We start from the raw sequence: 14,904 nt of genomic DNA, 5'->3' as shown, positions 1-14,904 counted from the left end.
CTCAGCGCATCTCGATGACGCTCGGCCCGTTCGGCAGCGCGCGGACGGTGAGCTGAGCCGGGATCTGTTCCTGCATGGCCTCGACGTGGCTGATGACCCCGACCGTGCGCCCGCCCTGCCGGAGTTCGTCGAGCGTGCGCATCGCGACGTCGAGTGTGTCGCCGTCGAGCGAGCCGAATCCCTCATCGATGAAGAGCGTGTCCAGGCGGATGCCGCCGGCGCGGGCCGTCACGACCTCGGCCAGCCCGAGGGCGAGCGCCAGGGACGTGAGGAACGTCTCGCCGCCGGACAGCGACTGTGGCGGGCGGGTCTGCCCGGTGAACGCGTCGGCGACCACGATGCCCAGTCCGGACGCGGCACCGCGTGCCGCCAGGGCATCGGAGTGCTGCAGCCGGTAGCGTCCTTCCGACATGTCGTGGAGGCGGCGGTTCGCGGCGTCGACGATCTCTTCGAGCTCTGCCGCCAGCACGAAGGTCTCCAGCGTCATCTTGCGTGTGTTCGCTCCGCGTCCGGCGATGGTGTCGGCGAGGGCCTGGAGCACCTCGAACGCCGCCGCGTCCTCTGCCGTGCGGGCGTGCTCGTCCTTCGCGGCGTCGATGAGGCCGGTCAGCCGCGCAGCGTCGCCCGCCGTCCTCGTGGCCTCGTCGACGGCGGCGGTCCACGCCGCCCTCGCATCGAGCGCCGCCTGCTCGATCGGCGCGAGGTCGATCGGCTCCTCCGGCAGGGTCCGCAGTTCGAGGTCGAAGAGAAGTGCACGCTCCTTCTCCCGCTGCACCGCGTGCGTCGTCACCCGCTCATCGAGCTCCGCCTGCACCGCCGGCGGGCGCAACGCCTCCACGACGGCCGTGACGTCGGAGAACTCGGAGGCATCGAGTGCCGCGTCCCTCTCGGCGGCCGCCTCCGTCGCCGCCTGCTGTCTCCGCGCACGTTCGGCCTCGGCGTCCCGGAGGCGTCGGGCCACGGCGAGGTGGGCGGTCGTCTCCGCCGTCCGCTCGGCGACCGACGCGTAGCTCCCTCGCGCCTCGTCGATCGCCCTGCGGGCGTCATCGTCTCGCTGGACCACCAGAGCCAGCTGCTCGCGGGCTGCGGCCAGGGCCGCCTCATCCTGGACACGGCGGAGCTCCAGGGCGTCCTGCTGCTCACGGAGCTCGGCGAGGACGACATCGCGTCGCCGCGCGGTCTCGGCGGCGGCGAGGGCTTCCTTCTCCGCGGCAAGGGCGGCATCGAGCTCGGCTCCCGCCGTCTCGACGTCCCGTCCGTCCGCGCGCGCCGTGGCGGCGGCGAGTCGGACCTGCAACGTCGTGCAGGTCGACGCCGCCTGCTGCTCGCGCCGCGCCGCCTCGTCCCTCCGGACCTCCGCAGCCGCGATGTCCTCCGCGGAGACCGTCGCGCCGTGGTCTGCCGGGGCCGGGTGCTCTCGCGCACCGCACACCGGGCAGGGGTGATCGTCGACGAGGGCGGAGGCCAGCTCCCCCGCCATGCCGTCGATCCGGCGCTGCCGCAGGTCAGCGAGAGCCGACTGTGCGGCGGCCTGTGCAGACGTCGCCTCGGCGAGGACCCGCTCGGCGGAGGTGCACTCCTGTTGCAGGGTCTCCGCCTCTACCGCGGCTTCGCGGCGAACGGCCGCGGCGATGCGCACGCTCTCCCATTCCGCGATGCGGTCGGCGAGTCGACGGGCGTCGTCCCGTTCCAGGGTTGCGGCCGCGATCCGCCCGGGGAGGGCAGCGCGCTCCGCCTGCCCGTCCTCGCACCGGCGCTCGGCGGCGACGACAGCCGCTTCCGCCGTCCCGCGCTCGGTGGCGCGGGACGACGCCTGTGCCTCCAGCGTGACGGCGCGCTCCCAGATCCCGGACTCACGCGTCCGTTCCGCGATCCACGCGTCGAGGTCGTCGGTCTCGACGCCGAGCCGGGCCCAGGCCGCGCGTGCTCGTTCCTCCGTGGCGGCCGCCTCGTCCGCTGCCGCCGCCGCGCGTGTGGCCGCGGCGATCGAGGAACGGAGCACCTCGGCTGCCCGCGCCCTGGCGAGCTCCGCCTTCGCCGCGGCGACCGCCGCTTCCTCGGCATCCAGACGGGTCATCGCCGCGCGGGCACGGTCTCGCTCCTTCTGCGCGCGTTGATCCTCGCGCGCCGCAGCCAGAGCAGCATCGGCGACCTCGAACCGTTTCTCCGCCTCCAGGCGATCGGCGGCGCGCCGTTCCGCCCGATACGCAGCGCGCGCCTGCGCCCGTTCGAGCTCCGCCAGGCGATCGGCGGTCGTGGTGCCAGCGCCCTGCACCTCCGACGCGATGCCGCCCTCGTCGTCACCGCCGTCGCGCCCGAGGTCGGCATCCACCACCAGGCGCTCCGCTTCGTCCAGCCGCGCGGAGACGGTGGCCAGGCGCGCGCCGAGCCCCTGCTCAGCGTGGCGCCGCCGCTCGTCGAACCGCGCCTGCACGTCTTCGAAACGCTCGGTGCCGAAGAGCCGGCGCAGCAGCGCCTGCCGGTCCCGGCTGCCCGCCAGGAGGAACTCCGAGAAGCGGTTCTGCGCGAGGAGGATCACCTGCAGGAACTGCTCGCGGCTGAGCTGGAGGATGTCATCGAGCTCGTGCGCCACGTCGACCGCCCGCGCCGCGCGACCCACCCAGCCGTCGTCCGTGAGCTCCTCCAGGGAGACCGCAGCCGCCTGCTTGGTCAGGCCTCCGCCGCGCCGAGCCGGCCGGAGGTACTCGGGCGAACGCGTGACCCGGTAGCGACCGGAGGGCGTGCTGAACTCGACGACCACCTCGGAGGGATCGTCCGGTTCGCTGTGATCGCTGCGGAGCCTCTTCTCCCCGCCGTCGTACCGCGGCACCCCGCCGTACAGCCCGAAGCAGACCGCGTCCAGGATGCTCGACTTCCCCGCTCCGGTGCGGCCGGCGATGAGGAAGATCCCGTCGTCGGCGAAGGCGTCGAAGTCCACGGTCTGACGCGCGCGGAACGGCCCGAAACCCTCGACCTCCAGCCGATGCAGCCGCACTAGACGAGGGCTTCCGCGCGGACCCGGTCGTCGAGCACCTCGCGGATCAGCTCGCGTTCGACCTCGGTCGCTCCCTGGCCCGCCCGCACATGCTCGAGGAACGCCTCGATCCGGTCGGCGTCGGTCACCGCGGAGCGCAGCCGCTCGCCGTACGACCGCTCACGCTCCTCCCCGACCGTCGCGGGCTGATGCTGCACCATGGCGCAGTGCGGGTACGCCTCGCGCAGCCGTCGCATGGGTTCGGTCTGCGGTACGGCGTCGGTGTAGACGGCGCACACCCAGGCGTCGGCGTGCGCGGCGATGTTCTCTGCGGAGAGGATCTCCTCGAAGGCGCCGGTCAGGGTGACCAGGCGCCGCGGAACCGGCAGCTCCAGCCACTCGACGCCCGCGAGCCCGTCGGCATCGAGGTCGACGAGCCAGGAGCCGCGCGGCTTGTGCTGCTCGCCGAAGCTGTAGTGCAGCGGAGCGCCGGCGTATCGCACCCGCTCGCTGACCTGCTGACGACCGTGGATATGACCCAGTGCGACGTAGTCGGGGCCGTCGAACGCCCGGAGCGGCACGACGTCGAGGCCGCCCTGTCGCACCTCGCGCTCCAGACCCTCCGTCGGCTCCACCCCCGCGGCGAAGCAGTGGGCGATCGCGATCGACCGACCCGCGTGCTCCTGCATGCCCGCGCGGACGAGGGTCATCGCGTGCGTCATGGTCTGCGCCTGCGTGCGCAGCTGCCGTCCCTCGGCGTCGCCCTCCGGCCAGTGCTGGCGGACGATCGCGGGCTCCAGATACGGGATCCCGAAGAAATGCACCGGACCGTGAGCGTCGTCGATCGTGACGGGGGTACCGACCGCGAGGGGGTCGGTGAGCACGTGGATGCCGTCGCGCAGCAGCCGGGCCTGGAACCCCAGCCGCGCGGCGGAATCGTGGTTCCCGCTGGTGACGACCACCCGTGCACCCGTCTCATGCAGATCGACGAGGGCGTCTCCGAGCAGCGTATAGGCGGCGGCCGAGGGCGTGGCGGAGTCGAACACGTCGCCCGCGACGATCACGACGTCGACCTCGTGCTCCCTGACCTGCGCGGTCAGGGCGGCGAGCACCTCGGCGAGCGCGTCCATGGTCGAGTTGCCATGGAACGTCCGGCCGATGTGCCAGTCCGAGGTGTGCAGGATCCGCATACCCCCACGGTACGAAGCCCCTCGGACATTCCGTCCGAGGCGTGCCGGGACCGCCGTCTCCCGACGGCCGAGGAGAAGGCGGAAGGTCCCCTGACCCACCCTCGTCGCGACGACCGGCACGTGGTGATGCGAGATGCACCGTGCATCTTCACCTGTGCGACGTGCGGGGCTGCGCGATGCGAGATCAAGGCTGCCCTCCGCCCACAGGTGCCGGCTTGCCCCGCCGGCTGAGGGTTGTGCCCGCTCCGTCGCGACTACCGACTTCCGCTCTCCTCCTCGAGGTCGTGCGACCAGTTCGCCTGCTGGATCCGGTTGTCGAGCGCACGGAGCTCCTGGGCGACGGCGTCCGCCCGGGCCCGGAGCGCGGCGACCGGCAGCGCCGACACCTGCCTCAGCTCCGAGCGCATCTGACGCAGGTACTGCTCGCTCGCCCCCGACGCGGCGGCCGCCGCGTCGGCGAGCACCGAGTGGCGCAGGCGCAGCACGTCCCGCGCGGCGAGCGCGTCGGTCATCGTGCCGTCCGCGCCGAGGTCGAGGCGGGAGTTCGTGACGTTGATGCGGCGGATGAGGCTCTGCAGCCGAGTCAGTGCGTCATCGGCCTCCTCGATCAACGCCGCCGCGTCCTCCGCAGGCTCCTCACCCTCCTGGTACCGGGCGTTCGCGACGATGCGCGCCCGCAGCTGCTCGATGCGGCGCTGCAGGTCGGCGCGGGCGGCCAGGGCTTCGGCGAGTCTCATGCCCTCATCCTCGCAGGCGGCGGCCGTAACAGTTCGTCATACAGCCGGAGCGTCAGCGTGAGCGGAGGAGTCCGGACTGCTCGGGGTGGGCGGTGAACCACTCCGCCACGTACCAGCAGACCGCGTCGACCTTGCGGTCGCCGCGCTCCGCGATGTCGGCCACGGCCCCCTCGACCACCTTCCCGGCGTATCCGTTTCCGCGGAATGCCGGGACCGTGTAGGCCCGGGTGAGGGCGACGGTGTGGCCGTCGTCCCGGTAGTCGAGCACGCTGACGAGCTTCCCGTCGCGCGTGAGGGTGTACCGCGATGCGTCCTTCTCGTCGGTCAGGATGAAGCCGCCGACGGTGTGCGAGATCGTCATCCGTGTCACGTTACGCCTCTTGCGACGCGCCCGGGCGTTTTGACATGTCCCGTCACGATCGGACATAATCCCCCCATGACCATCAACGCACGCCCTTTGTCCGCCCAGGAGGCGAACGGGACTGCCGGGATGATGATGCCCGGTCGCGTTGACATGTGTTGCCGAATGTGTCGCTGAACGAACAGCCACCTCGTCTGACCTGACTCCTCGCCATCTGCGAGAGCAGTGTCCCGAGCACACACCCGTGCTCGCTTCCCCGGCTCCGCCGGTCATTCGTGCAACGCATCCGAGCCCCCTCCCGTCGGGCTCACGTCCTGAGGACCCATCATCATGTCGAACTCCGCCCTTCTCGAGCGTCCCGCCGTCACCGCCCCGAACCGCACCGTCCGACCCGCCGAGTCGTCGGCTCCGCTGGCCCCGACCGGCGCCGACCTCCCCGCCGTCCGCTCGCCCCGCGGCTTCGCCCTCTACGTCGGCCTGGACGAGATCAAGGCCGCCGAAGCCGGTGTGAGCCTTCCGCTGCTCGTCGACGCCCTCCGCCGCACGCTTGCCGAGCTCGCGCCCGGCGCCGAGACCCACGCCACCGTCGCCCTCGCCCCGCACGGCTCCGGCGGCCGCGACCTCGACGTCGTGCGTCTCGCCCTGCAGGAGCCCGGCGCGATCGCCCGCACCAAGGCCGCCGCCGAGGAGGAGACCACGCCGGAGGAGTCCGGCGTCACCGTCGACATCTCCCGCAAGCGCGTGCTCATCGACGGCGAGTCGGCCGCCTTCACCTACAAGGAGTTCGAGCTGCTGCAGTACCTCGTCCTCCGCGAGGGCCGCACGATCGAGCGCAGCGAGCTCGTCGCCGCCCTCTGGCAGGCCCAGGACGACGAGACCCCTGGCGAGCGCACGATCGACGTGCATGTGCGCCGGCTGCGGGCGAAGCTCGGGCGCTACGAGGACATCGTCCGTACCGTGCGCGGCATCGGCTACCGCTTCGACCGTCACGCCGACGTCGTCATCCGTTACGGCCACGGAACCCCGTCGCCCGACCGCTTCTGACCCGCTCCTGCTCAGCCCGGAGGCCGGTGTCAGGAGCCGCGCGTAGGGTGGGCGCATGACCCTCGCCGCCGCCCCCGCGACGGCGGGCGCCGTCCGCGCGGATGCTCCGCGGGAGACGACGTACCGCCCGCCGCACCCGCTCGATCTCCGGCGAACCGTCGGCATGCTGCGCCGCGGCGGCACCGATCCGACGACGGTCTTCGACGGCCCCGTCATCTGGCGCGCGGTCCGCACGCCACAGGGTCCGTCGACGTTGGCCCTGCGGATGTCGGGGAACGACGTCACGGCGACCGCCTGGGGTCCGGGCGCCGAGCACGCACTCGCCCTCGTGCCGGCACTGTGCGGTGCCGGCGACGACCCGACCGGCTTCGATCCCTCCCTGCACCCCCTCATCGCCGAGGCGGCCCGGCGACACCCCGGCATCCGGCTCGCGCGCACGGATGAGGTCTTCGATGCTCTCGCCTGCGGCATCCTGGAGCAGAAGGTCACCTCCATGCAGGCCTTCGGCGCCTGGCGATACCTCGTGTCGCGCTTCGGCGACCCGGCGCCGGGGCCGACGCCGCGACCGATGGCCGTCGCTCCCACGGCGGCGCAGTGGCGACGCATCCCCTCCTGGGCGTGGCACCGCGCCGGAGTGGAGCCGCCGCAGTCGAAGACCATCGTGCGGGCGGCGGAGCGCGGCGACCGCATCGCCGATGCCGTCCGAGCGGCCACGACCGGCCCTGAACGTGACCGCGTCCTCACGAGCCTGCCCGGAGTCGGCGTCTGGACCGCTGCGGAGACGCGCATCCGTGCGCTGGGCGACCCCGATGCCGTCAGCGTGGGCGACTACCATCTGGCGCACGAGGTCGGACATGCCCTGACGGGGCACCGCACGGATGACGCCGGCATGGTCGAGCTGCTCGCTCCCTGGGCCGGTCACCGGCAGCGCGTCATCCGGCTCATCTTCGCGAGCGGCGTCGCCGAGGCGCGGCGCGGACCCCGGCTCGCCCCGGAAGACCACCGCCGACGCTGACCGGCCCGTTCCCGGAGCGGCCGACGTATGCTGAGCGCATGTCCCGTACCGCCCTGCGCATCTTCGTCACGGTCGGCCTGCTGATCGCCGGTGTCGTCCTCGGCCTCATCTTCCAGAACGTGTGGCTGGGCGTGCTGCTCGCCGCGATCGTGTGGTTCGGCTGGTTCCTCGGCTACGAGTCCCGCCGCGGTCACAACGCGGGCGTGAACGACGAGGACCACGGCGTCGAGCTCTGACGCCATGGAGCGGCAGTCCAGCGCCGGCCGTCGCGCCGTGCTCACGGCCGTGGTGTCGGTGATTCCGCGGCCGGAGGATCTCCGCCGCAACGTGTTCGTCGGCATCGACGGCGTGGACGGCTCGGGGAAGACGGTGTTCGCCGACGAGATCGCCGAACTCCTCGCGCCGCGGCACCCCACGGTGGCCCCGGAGGCGGCGAGCGACCGACGCTACGTCGAGGGTCAGCGGATGTACCTGCGAGAGGACGACCCGGAGCGGCACGCCGCGGTGATCGTGGAGAACGACGACCTCCGGGCCCCTCGGATCGCCGGCCCGCGTCAGTAATAGACGGCGAGGGGGCCCGAGGGTCCGTCCACGACCTGCACGGGGGTGTCGAACACGCGGCTCAGCACGTCGTCCGTCATGATCGCCGCCGGCGGGCCGAACTCCACCACCCGACCGTCCTTCATGGCGCAGATGTGGTCGGCGTAGTGTCCGGCGAAGTTGATGTCGTGCAACACGATGACGATCGTCCGCCCGAGCTCCTCCGCCGCGCGCCGCAGGTGCTTCATCATCTGCACGGCGTGCCGCATGTCGAGGTTGTTGAGGGGCTCGTCGAGCAGCACGAACTCCGTGTCCTGCGCGAGCACCATGGCCACGTAAGCCCGCTGCCGCTGCCCGCCGGAGAGCTCGTCGAGGTAGCGCCCCTCGAGCGCCCCCAGATCGAGGAAGTCGATCGCCTGGCTGATGACCTCCTCGTCGGCTCTCGTCAACCGGCCCTGGGAGTGCGGGAAGCGGCCGAAACCCACGAGCTGCCGCACGGTGAGCCTGGTCACGAAGTGGTTCTCCTGGCGGAGGATCGAGACCACCTTGGCCAGGTCCTTCGACTTCGTGGAGGCGACGTCGAGGCCCGCGATCTCGATGGCCCCGGCGTCCATCCCGTTCAGCCGGCCGATCATGGTCAGGAGCGTCGACTTGCCCGCACCGTTCGGCCCGATGAGGGCGGTGATCCCGCCGGTGGGGATGCGGAGGTCGACGGGGCCGATCGCGACCTCGCTGCTGTAGTCACGGCGGACGCCGTCGAGTGCGATCACAGTCTGCCCTTTCGGAGGATGACGATGAGGAACACGGTGCCGCCCACGATCTCGATGAGGATCGAGACCATGCCCTGCGCGTAGAAGACGTTCTTCATGACGAAGTACGCCCCCGCCAGGATCGAGAACGCGGTGAGGACGGCGACCGGGAAGATCAGCCGATGGTCGTGCGTGTCGGCGAACTGGTACGCGAGCGTCGCCACGAGGAAGCCGAGGAAGGTCATCGGACCCACGAGGGCTGTGGAGGTGGCCATCAGCACGGCGACGAGGGTCAGGACGAGGAACTGCTCCCGCCGGTGGTCGAGGCCGAGCGATCGTGCGGCATCGGGGCCGAGCGCGAGCACGTTCAGACGCCGGGACCGCAGCCACAGGAGGGTCGAGGCCGCGATCACGAGCGGGATCGCGAGCGGGAGATACGAGGGATCGGCGTTGGAGACGTTGCCGAACAGCCGGGCGGCGAGCACATCGAACTCGCTGGGGGTGAGCAGCCGCTGCATGAACGTGGCGATCGCCCCGAGGCCGCCCCCGATCACGATGCCCACGAGCAGCATGATCTGGAGGTTGCCGTAGCGCCCGGACAGGAGCCACCCGTAGAGGAGGACGGCGAGCGCGACCATGATGAGCACCTGGAGGGCGAACTGGCCGACGCCCTGGATCGCCACCAGCCCGGCGACGCCGAAGAGGTACACGGTCGTGGTCTGGACGACACGGTACAGCGACTCGAAGCCCATGATCGAGGGAGTGATGATCCGGTTGTTCGTGACCGTCTGGAAGCTGACCGTGGCGACGGCCTGGGCGACGGCGACGAGCGCCATCACGACCACGGCGGTCGCGCGGTGCTGGGCGATGCGCCAGAACCCGGGCGTGCCGACGGGCAGCGGGTTGTCCCAGGCGAGGAGACCGAACGCGGAACCGAGGGCGAGCACGCCGAGCACCACGAGCACGACGATATAGCGGCGACGCGCCCGCACGGTCGTGAACGCCCCGGCCGAGCGCGTCGTCCGCGGGGCCGTCGTCGCCGTCATCGTCGCCTCAGCCACGACGACGCTGCCGCAGGAGGAGGAGCACGAACACGACGGCGCCGACGACACCGAGGATCAGCGACACCGGCACCTCGAACGGCATGATGATCGTCCGGCCGATGATGTCGCAGACGGTGACGATCGCGATGCCGAGCAGGCACACCCACGGCAGGTTGCTGCGCAGGTCGTCGCCACGGACCATCGAGACGATGTTCGGAACGATCAGCCCCAGGAAGGGAAGGTTGCCGACGACGACGGTGACCACACCGGTCGTCACCGCGATCAGCGCGGTGCCGAGCAGGATCATCCGGTTGTAGTTCACCCCGACGTTGGTGGCGATCTCCTCCCCCAGCCCGGCGATGGTCAGTCGGTCGGCCACGAGGAAGACGATGACGCCGATGATGGCGACGATCCACAGCATCTCGTACTGTCCGCGCATGACCGAGGTGAAGCTGCCCGCGAACCAGACACCGATGATCTGCAGGGAGTTCGTGACGAGGGCGAAGTAGGTCGTGATCGCGCCGACCACGGCGCCCAGCATGATGCCGACGATGGGCACGATGAGCGACGACTTCAACGCCACCCGGCGGAGGAACGCGAAGAACACCATCGTGCCGACGAAGGCGGCGAGCACGGCGCCGGCCATACGCAGCGGAAGGGAGGGCTGCGGCACGAGCACCATGACGGTGAGGAGCCCGAGTCCCGCCCACTCGGTGGTCCCGGTGGTGGTCGGCTCGACGAAGCGGTTCTGGGTGAGAAGCTGCATCACGAGACCGGCCATCGCCATCGCCGCGCCGGCGAGCACGAGCGCGATCGTCCGGGGGACGCGGGTGATCTGGAACATCTGCGCGCCGTCGTCCGCGCCGGCGATGTCGTACACGCCCGTGAAGAGCGAGATCGCCAGGAGCACCGCCACGACGAGGACGCCGATGAGCAGCTTCGGATCGAACAGCCGTGCGGACGATCGCGGTGTCGAGGTGAGGAGAGGAGAGGTCATGGGGGGATGCCGGCGGCGGCGCCCCGGTCGGGACGCCGCCGCCCAGCCCTTACTTGTCGGCGCTCTTCTCGAGCGCGTCGGCGAGGTCGTTGAGGAACGTCGTGTACGTCTGGATGCTCTCGTTGAGGTAGGTGTCCGTGGGCATGTAGACGATCTGGTCGTCCTTCACCGCGGTGACGCCGGTGAGCGCCTCGGAGTTCTCGATGATCTCCGCCGCCTGCACGTAGTCCGGCGTCTCCGCCGCGAACACGGCGTCGCGGTCGAGCACGAGGATCCAGTCGGGGTTCGAGGCGGCGATGGCCTCGACCGAGATCTCGTCGCCCTGGTGGTCGTCGCTCGCGTCGTCGACCTGCAGTGCCGGCGTGAGGCCGAGCATGTCGTAGATCGGACCCAGGGAACGGCCGACCGTCGGAGCGAGGTAGCCGATCTGGCCGCCCGAGGTGTTGACGGCCATGACGGTGTCGGCGTCGTCGTAGGCCGCCTTCGCGCGGTCCACCGCGGCGTCGAACTCCTCGACGAGCTTCTGGGCCTCGTCCTGCGTGCCGAAGATCTCGCCCAGGACGGTCGTCTGCCGCTTGAGCTCCTCATCGAAGGGCTCGCCGTCTCGGGGCTCCAGGTCGATGATCGTCGCGTCCGGGACCAGCTCCGCGATGGCCTCGTTGTGCTGCGTGAAGCGCTGACCGCTGATGATGAGGTCGGGGTCGGCGGCGACGATGGCCTCGAGGTCGGGCTCGGTGTGCAGGCCGATGTCGACGATGTCCTCGTCCTTCGCGTACGAGACGGTCTCCGGCATCAGGGAGACCGCACCGGCGGAGAGCTCGACACCCCAGTCGGACAGGGTCTGGAAGGTCCGGTTGTCCAGAGCGACGACCGAGGTCGGCGGCGTGGTGATCTCATGCGTGCCGGTGTTGTCCTCGATGGTCACGGTCCCCGATCCCGCGGTCGTCGCTTCGGGTTCGGCTTCGCCGCCGGACGCGCAGCCGGAGAGGGCGAGCAGGCCGACGAGAGCGACGCTCGTGGCGGTGAGGGTTCTGGGCACGGACATGGAGAGACTCCTGTTCTGCGGGGATGTGTGCACCCTCGTGGGGCGCCGGTCCGACGGGCGGGCGAGCCGACCGCGTCGGTTTTTAGGTTAGCCTTACTTTATGAGCGATACGAAATCCGGTTTCTCGATCGAGCGTCGCGGCCTCGAGCTGCGCTTCCGCAACGTCACGCTGAGCGCCCGCGAATGGCTCGCTCCGGATTTCGTGCGCGTCCGGCTGTCCGGCCCCGACCTCGCCGACTTCGACTCCCCGGGCTCAGACGACCACATGCGGCTCTTCTTCCCGAGCGGCCCCGTGGGCTCGGTGGAGGAGCTGCGCGCCGCCCCGAGCCGCGAGTACACGCCCCTCGCGTGGGGTGACGACTGGCTCGATGTCGAGTTCGCCGTGCACGGCGATCAGGGCGTGGCCGCACCGTGGGCCGCGAACGCCCCGCTGGGGTCGACCATCGGCGTCGGCGGGCCGCGCGGCGCCGCCGTCCTCACCGGAGAGCCGGGATCGTGGCTCCTCGTCGGTGACGAGACGGCCATCCCCGCGATCCGCCGTTTCGCCGCCCTCGTCCCCGAGGGCACGCCGGCACGCATCGTCATCGAGACCACGTCGGCAGCCGGCGAGGTCGCTCTCGAAGCTCCGGTGGCTGTCGAGTGGCTGCACCGCGGCGCCGCTCCCGCCGGCTCTGCGCTGATCTCCTTCCTCGACGCGCTCACCGAGGACGAGGTCGTCGGACCCGACCCGTTCGTCTTCATCGCCGCCGAGCAGTCCATCGTGAAGCCCGGTCGGGCCCTGCTGGCACGCTGGGGCGTGGACAACGCGAACGCCGTCGTGAAGGGCTACTGGAAGCGCGGCGAGGCCGAATACCACGCTCCCCACTGACACCGGGTCGATGCGCTGACAGACTGGGCGCATGACTCTCCTCGATCACCTGGGCATCACCGTCGCCGACCTCGAACGCGGACGGGCGCAGTTCCATCCCGTGCTCACCGCGCTCGGCTACGAACTCGGCGGCGAGGACGATCACTCGATCTCCTGGCACACCGGCGACGAGACCGAGATCATCCTCTACACCTGGGACGACGACTCCACGCCCCACCGGCACGGCCGCGTGGGCTGGCAGCACATGGCTTTCGCGGTGCCGTCGCGCGCCGAGGTCGACAGGCTCCACGATCTCGCGCTCGAATCCGGCTGGACCGCCGTGCGGGACCCGAAGGAATATCCGCGGTACAGCGACCGGTACTACGCCTCCTTCGTCGAGGACGCCGACGGCATCCGGCTCGAGTTCATGTACAACCCGCCGAGGGACGCTTGACGCCCGGGCGTGTCGCCGCCTAGGGTGGCAAGGCTGTGCCGACCGGCGCCGCACACCAGCCGAGGAGACGACGGATGACCGCCCCGCGCAATCTCCACCCGATCACGGCATTGCCGCTTCCGCAGAAGCGCAATGACCGCGACGAGTCGTACCCTCCGGCGCGCGCCGTGTGACAGCATCCGCTCTCGCAACGCCCCGCACCGTCAGGTCCGGGGCGTTTTCCGTCGGAAGACTCCCCTGACCTGTGGGCTGGACATCACCACAAGGAAAGGAATCATGGAGAGGCTCTCCGCGCGGCTGCTGTCGTGGGCGTCCCTGATCGATGAGAAGACCCTCGATCAGGCGCGCACCACCTCACGCATGCCGTTCATCCACCCGCACCTGGCGCTGATGCCGGATGCGCACCTCGGCAAGGGGGCGACCGTCGGGTCGGTCATCCCGACGCTCGGCGCGATCATCCCCGCCGCCGTCGGGGTCGACATCGGCTGCGGCATGATCGCCGTCCGCACGCCGTTCACGAAGGACGACCTCGACGGGCGCGACCTCGCCGCGCTCCGGGAGCAGATCGAGCGCGCGGTCCCGCTGTCTGCCGGGCGCTACAACAACAAGGTCGTGGGGACGGCCGCTCCTCGCGTGGTCGAGCTGGAGGAGCGGGCCACCGCGGCCGAGTTCGACCCCGAGGGCTACGCGAAGAACTGGCGGCTCCAGCTCGGCACCCTCGGGTCGGGAAACCACTTCATCGAGGTGTCGGCGGATGAACTCGACCGGGTCTGGCTGTTCCTGCATTCCGGTTCCCGCGGCGTGGGCAACAGGATCGCCGGGCACCACATCGCCGTCGCACAGCGTCTGGCGAAGCAATGGTGGATCGACCTCCCCGACCCCGACCTGGCCTACCTCGTCGAGGGCACGCCGGAGTTCACCCGCTACATCCGGGAGCTCAGGTGGGCGCAGCACTTCGCGCTGCTGAACCGCGAGGAGATGATGGACCGCGTCATCCGGCAGCTCTCCGAGTTCCTCGGCACCCCGGTCGAGGAGGAGGAGCGGATCAACTGCCACCACAACTTCACGGAGTCGGAGATGCACTTCGGGAAGCGCGTCTGGGTGTCCCGGAAGGGCGCGATCCAGGCGGATGCGGGTCGGCCCGGACTCATCCCCGGGTCGATGGGCACGGCGTCCTACGTGGTGGAAGGGCTCGGCGACCCGCTGTCGCTGAACTCGTCACCGCACGGCGCCGGGCGCGAGTACTCGCGGTCCGCGGCCCGGAAGACGTTCACGCATGCGCAGCTGCGCGAGGCGATGGCCGGCATCGAGTTCCGCGACACCGACGCCTTCATCGACGAGATCCCGCAGGCGTACAAGCCCATCGATCGCGTGATGGCGGATGCGGCGAGCCTGGTGCGGATCCGGCACACGCTGCGGCAGCTCGTCAACGTGAAGGGCGACTGACCGAGGGCCGGGTGAGAGGGATCCTCGCCCGGCCCTTCCTCCCCAATCCGCGCGATTCCCGGTATCTCCACAGAGCGCGGGTCGCCGAGCGTGGCGTCCGCCAGGATGCTGGCAGGCTGAAGGATCCGGTGCCACGATGAGGGGATGGAAACCATGGACGGTGCACAGGTCTGGACCATGATCGGCGCGTTCACGGCGCTGATGATGGGCATGCTCACGGTCGTCTCGACGCTGTTCATCCGCGTCCTGCGCAGCGAGATCGGCGGCCTGCGCAACGAGATGAACGGTCAGCTCGGCGGCCTGCGCAACGAGATGACCGCGCGCTTCGACGCGGTCAACACCCGGTTCGACGCGGTCGGCACCCGCATCGACGGCGTCAACGCCCGTATCGACGGACTCGATCGTGATGTGCAGGCGCTCGTGAAGCGCACCTTCGGACTGGATCGGGAGTGAGGATCGACG

Annotated in this window: 16 protein-coding genes; 8 read left to right on the top strand and 8 right to left on the bottom strand. The window is 70.7% G+C overall.

The genetic code is table 11. The annotated features are described in order from the left end of the window. Position 1: 1 nt before the first annotated feature. The 4 genes from MICNX66_RS03465 to MICNX66_RS03450 all read right to left on the bottom strand — a co-directional run bounded on the left by MICNX66_RS03465 (position 2) and on the right by MICNX66_RS03450 (position 5,262). The gene (locus MICNX66_RS03465) at positions 2-2,995 is read right to left on the bottom strand and encodes an AAA family ATPase (protein WP_187663302.1); all 2,994 of its coding nucleotides are present in this window, start codon (positions 2,993-2,995) and stop codon (positions 2-4) included. After that, a complete protein-coding gene (locus MICNX66_RS03460) occupies positions 2,995-4,164 on the bottom strand; it encodes an exonuclease SbcCD subunit D (RefSeq protein WP_187663301.1) in 1,170 nt (389 codons plus the stop codon). The genes MICNX66_RS03465 and MICNX66_RS03460 overlap by 1 nt, the downstream gene beginning before the upstream one ends. 254 nt (positions 4,165-4,418) lie before the next feature. Continuing rightward, a complete protein-coding gene (locus MICNX66_RS03455; protein WP_187663300.1) occupies positions 4,419-4,901 on the bottom strand; it encodes a DIP1984 family protein in 483 nt (160 codons plus the stop codon). A gap of 52 nt (positions 4,902-4,953) precedes the next feature. Then, entirely contained in the window at positions 4,954-5,262 is a 309-nt protein-coding gene (locus MICNX66_RS03450) for a GNAT family N-acetyltransferase (protein WP_187663299.1), read from the bottom strand. A 330-nt stretch (positions 5,263-5,592) separates the two neighbouring features. Here MICNX66_RS03450 and MICNX66_RS03445 point away from each other — a divergent pair, with 330 nt between their 5' ends. Genes MICNX66_RS03445 through MICNX66_RS03430 form a run of 4 tightly spaced genes read left to right on the top strand, consistent with a single transcriptional unit; the run spans position 5,593 to position 7,882 of the window. Further along, entirely contained in the window at positions 5,593-6,306 is a 714-nt protein-coding gene (locus MICNX66_RS03445; RefSeq protein ID WP_187663298.1) for a winged helix-turn-helix domain-containing protein, read from the top strand. A 55-nt stretch (positions 6,307-6,361) separates the two neighbouring features. After that, positions 6,362-7,321: a DNA-3-methyladenine glycosylase family protein gene (locus MICNX66_RS03440; RefSeq protein WP_187663297.1), complete on the top strand. Its 960-nt coding sequence runs from the start codon at positions 6,362-6,364 to the stop codon at positions 7,319-7,321. Between the two features lie 38 nt (positions 7,322-7,359). After that, the gene (locus MICNX66_RS03435; protein ID WP_025104487.1) at positions 7,360-7,557 is read left to right on the top strand and encodes a hypothetical protein; all 198 of its coding nucleotides are present in this window, start codon (positions 7,360-7,362) and stop codon (positions 7,555-7,557) included. 4 nt (positions 7,558-7,561) lie between these two features. Continuing rightward, positions 7,562-7,882, top strand: coding sequence for a hypothetical protein (locus MICNX66_RS03430; RefSeq protein ID WP_187663296.1), 321 nt, complete (start codon positions 7,562-7,564; stop codon positions 7,880-7,882). Here the strand turns inward: MICNX66_RS03430 and MICNX66_RS03425 are convergent. Genes MICNX66_RS03425 through MICNX66_RS03410 form a run of 4 tightly spaced genes read right to left on the bottom strand, consistent with a single transcriptional unit; the run spans position 7,876 to position 11,695 of the window. After that, positions 7,876-8,631 carry an iron ABC transporter ATP-binding protein gene (locus tag MICNX66_RS03425; RefSeq protein ID WP_187663295.1) on the bottom strand — a complete coding sequence of 252 codons (756 nt, stop codon included), beginning with the start codon at positions 8,629-8,631 and terminating at the stop codon, positions 7,876-7,878. The genes MICNX66_RS03430 and MICNX66_RS03425 overlap by 7 nt on opposite strands. Beyond that, positions 8,628-9,656 (bottom strand): iron chelate uptake ABC transporter family permease subunit, encoded by a 1,029-nt coding sequence (locus MICNX66_RS03420; RefSeq protein ID WP_187664095.1) that lies wholly within the window; start codon positions 9,654-9,656, stop codon positions 8,628-8,630. Before MICNX66_RS03420 ends, MICNX66_RS03425 begins: the two co-directional genes overlap by 4 nt. 7 nt (positions 9,657-9,663) lie before the next feature. Beyond that, complete coding sequence (locus MICNX66_RS03415) at positions 9,664-10,650, bottom strand: ABC transporter permease (protein WP_187663294.1); 987 nt, start codon at positions 10,648-10,650, stop codon at positions 9,664-9,666. A gap of 49 nt (positions 10,651-10,699) precedes the next feature. Beyond that, positions 10,700-11,695 carry a siderophore ABC transporter substrate-binding protein gene (locus tag MICNX66_RS03410; RefSeq protein WP_187663293.1) on the bottom strand — a complete coding sequence of 332 codons (996 nt, stop codon included), beginning with the start codon at positions 11,693-11,695 and terminating at the stop codon, positions 10,700-10,702. Between the two features lie 100 nt (positions 11,696-11,795). Here MICNX66_RS03410 and MICNX66_RS03405 point away from each other — a divergent pair, with 100 nt between their 5' ends. The 4 genes from MICNX66_RS03405 (at position 11,796) to MICNX66_RS03390 (ending at position 14,895) form a co-directional block, all read left to right on the top strand. After that, positions 11,796-12,563: a siderophore-interacting protein gene (locus tag MICNX66_RS03405; protein WP_187663292.1), complete on the top strand. Its 768-nt coding sequence runs from the start codon at positions 11,796-11,798 to the stop codon at positions 12,561-12,563. A 31-nt stretch (positions 12,564-12,594) separates the two neighbouring features. Further along, positions 12,595-12,996: a VOC family protein gene (locus tag MICNX66_RS03400; RefSeq protein WP_187663291.1), complete on the top strand. Its 402-nt coding sequence runs from the start codon at positions 12,595-12,597 to the stop codon at positions 12,994-12,996. Between the two features lie 276 nt (positions 12,997-13,272). Continuing rightward, positions 13,273-14,442: an RtcB family protein gene (locus MICNX66_RS03395; protein ID WP_187663290.1), complete on the top strand. Its 1,170-nt coding sequence runs from the start codon at positions 13,273-13,275 to the stop codon at positions 14,440-14,442. A 144-nt stretch (positions 14,443-14,586) separates the two neighbouring features. Continuing rightward, the gene (locus MICNX66_RS03390; protein WP_187663289.1) at positions 14,587-14,895 is read left to right on the top strand and encodes a hypothetical protein; all 309 of its coding nucleotides are present in this window, start codon (positions 14,587-14,589) and stop codon (positions 14,893-14,895) included. Positions 14,896-14,904 lie beyond the last annotated feature (9 nt).

The organism is Microbacterium sp. Nx66, assembly GCF_904066215.1.
Lineage (GTDB): Bacteria > Actinomycetota > Actinomycetes > Actinomycetales > Microbacteriaceae > Microbacterium > Microbacterium meiriae.
Note: the sequence above shows the minus strand (reverse complement) of the source record. Positions and strands in the feature narration are given on the sequence as shown.

Excerpts from the sequence above, each read along its gene's own strand:
- MICNX66_RS03460 (WP_187663301.1), bottom strand. The coding sequence starts at position 4,164 with ATGCGGATCCTGCACACCTCGGACTGGCACATCGGCCGGACGTTCCAT.
- MICNX66_RS03455 (WP_187663300.1), bottom strand. The coding sequence starts at position 4,901 with ATGAGACTCGCCGAAGCCCTGGCCGCCCGCGCCGACCTGCAGCGCCGC.
- MICNX66_RS03450 (WP_187663299.1), bottom strand. The coding sequence starts at position 5,262 with ATGACGATCTCGCACACCGTCGGCGGCTTCATCCTGACCGACGAGAAG.
- MICNX66_RS03445 (WP_187663298.1), top strand. The coding sequence starts at position 5,593 with ATGTCGAACTCCGCCCTTCTCGAGCGTCCCGCCGTCACCGCCCCGAAC.
- MICNX66_RS03440 (WP_187663297.1), top strand. The coding sequence starts at position 6,362 with ATGACCCTCGCCGCCGCCCCCGCGACGGCGGGCGCCGTCCGCGCGGAT.
- MICNX66_RS03435 (WP_025104487.1), top strand. The coding sequence starts at position 7,360 with ATGTCCCGTACCGCCCTGCGCATCTTCGTCACGGTCGGCCTGCTGATC.
- MICNX66_RS03430 (WP_187663296.1), top strand. The coding sequence starts at position 7,562 with ATGGAGCGGCAGTCCAGCGCCGGCCGTCGCGCCGTGCTCACGGCCGTG.
- MICNX66_RS03420 (WP_187664095.1), bottom strand. The coding sequence starts at position 9,656 with ATGACGGCGACGACGGCCCCGCGGACGACGCGCTCGGCCGGGGCGTTC.
- MICNX66_RS03415 (WP_187663294.1), bottom strand. The coding sequence starts at position 10,650 with ATGACCTCTCCTCTCCTCACCTCGACACCGCGATCGTCCGCACGGCTG.
- MICNX66_RS03410 (WP_187663293.1), bottom strand. The coding sequence starts at position 11,695 with ATGTCCGTGCCCAGAACCCTCACCGCCACGAGCGTCGCTCTCGTCGGC.
- MICNX66_RS03405 (WP_187663292.1), top strand. The coding sequence starts at position 11,796 with ATGAGCGATACGAAATCCGGTTTCTCGATCGAGCGTCGCGGCCTCGAG.
- MICNX66_RS03400 (WP_187663291.1), top strand. The coding sequence starts at position 12,595 with ATGACTCTCCTCGATCACCTGGGCATCACCGTCGCCGACCTCGAACGC.
- MICNX66_RS03395 (WP_187663290.1), top strand. The coding sequence starts at position 13,273 with ATGGAGAGGCTCTCCGCGCGGCTGCTGTCGTGGGCGTCCCTGATCGAT.
- MICNX66_RS03390 (WP_187663289.1), top strand. The coding sequence starts at position 14,587 with ATGGAAACCATGGACGGTGCACAGGTCTGGACCATGATCGGCGCGTTC.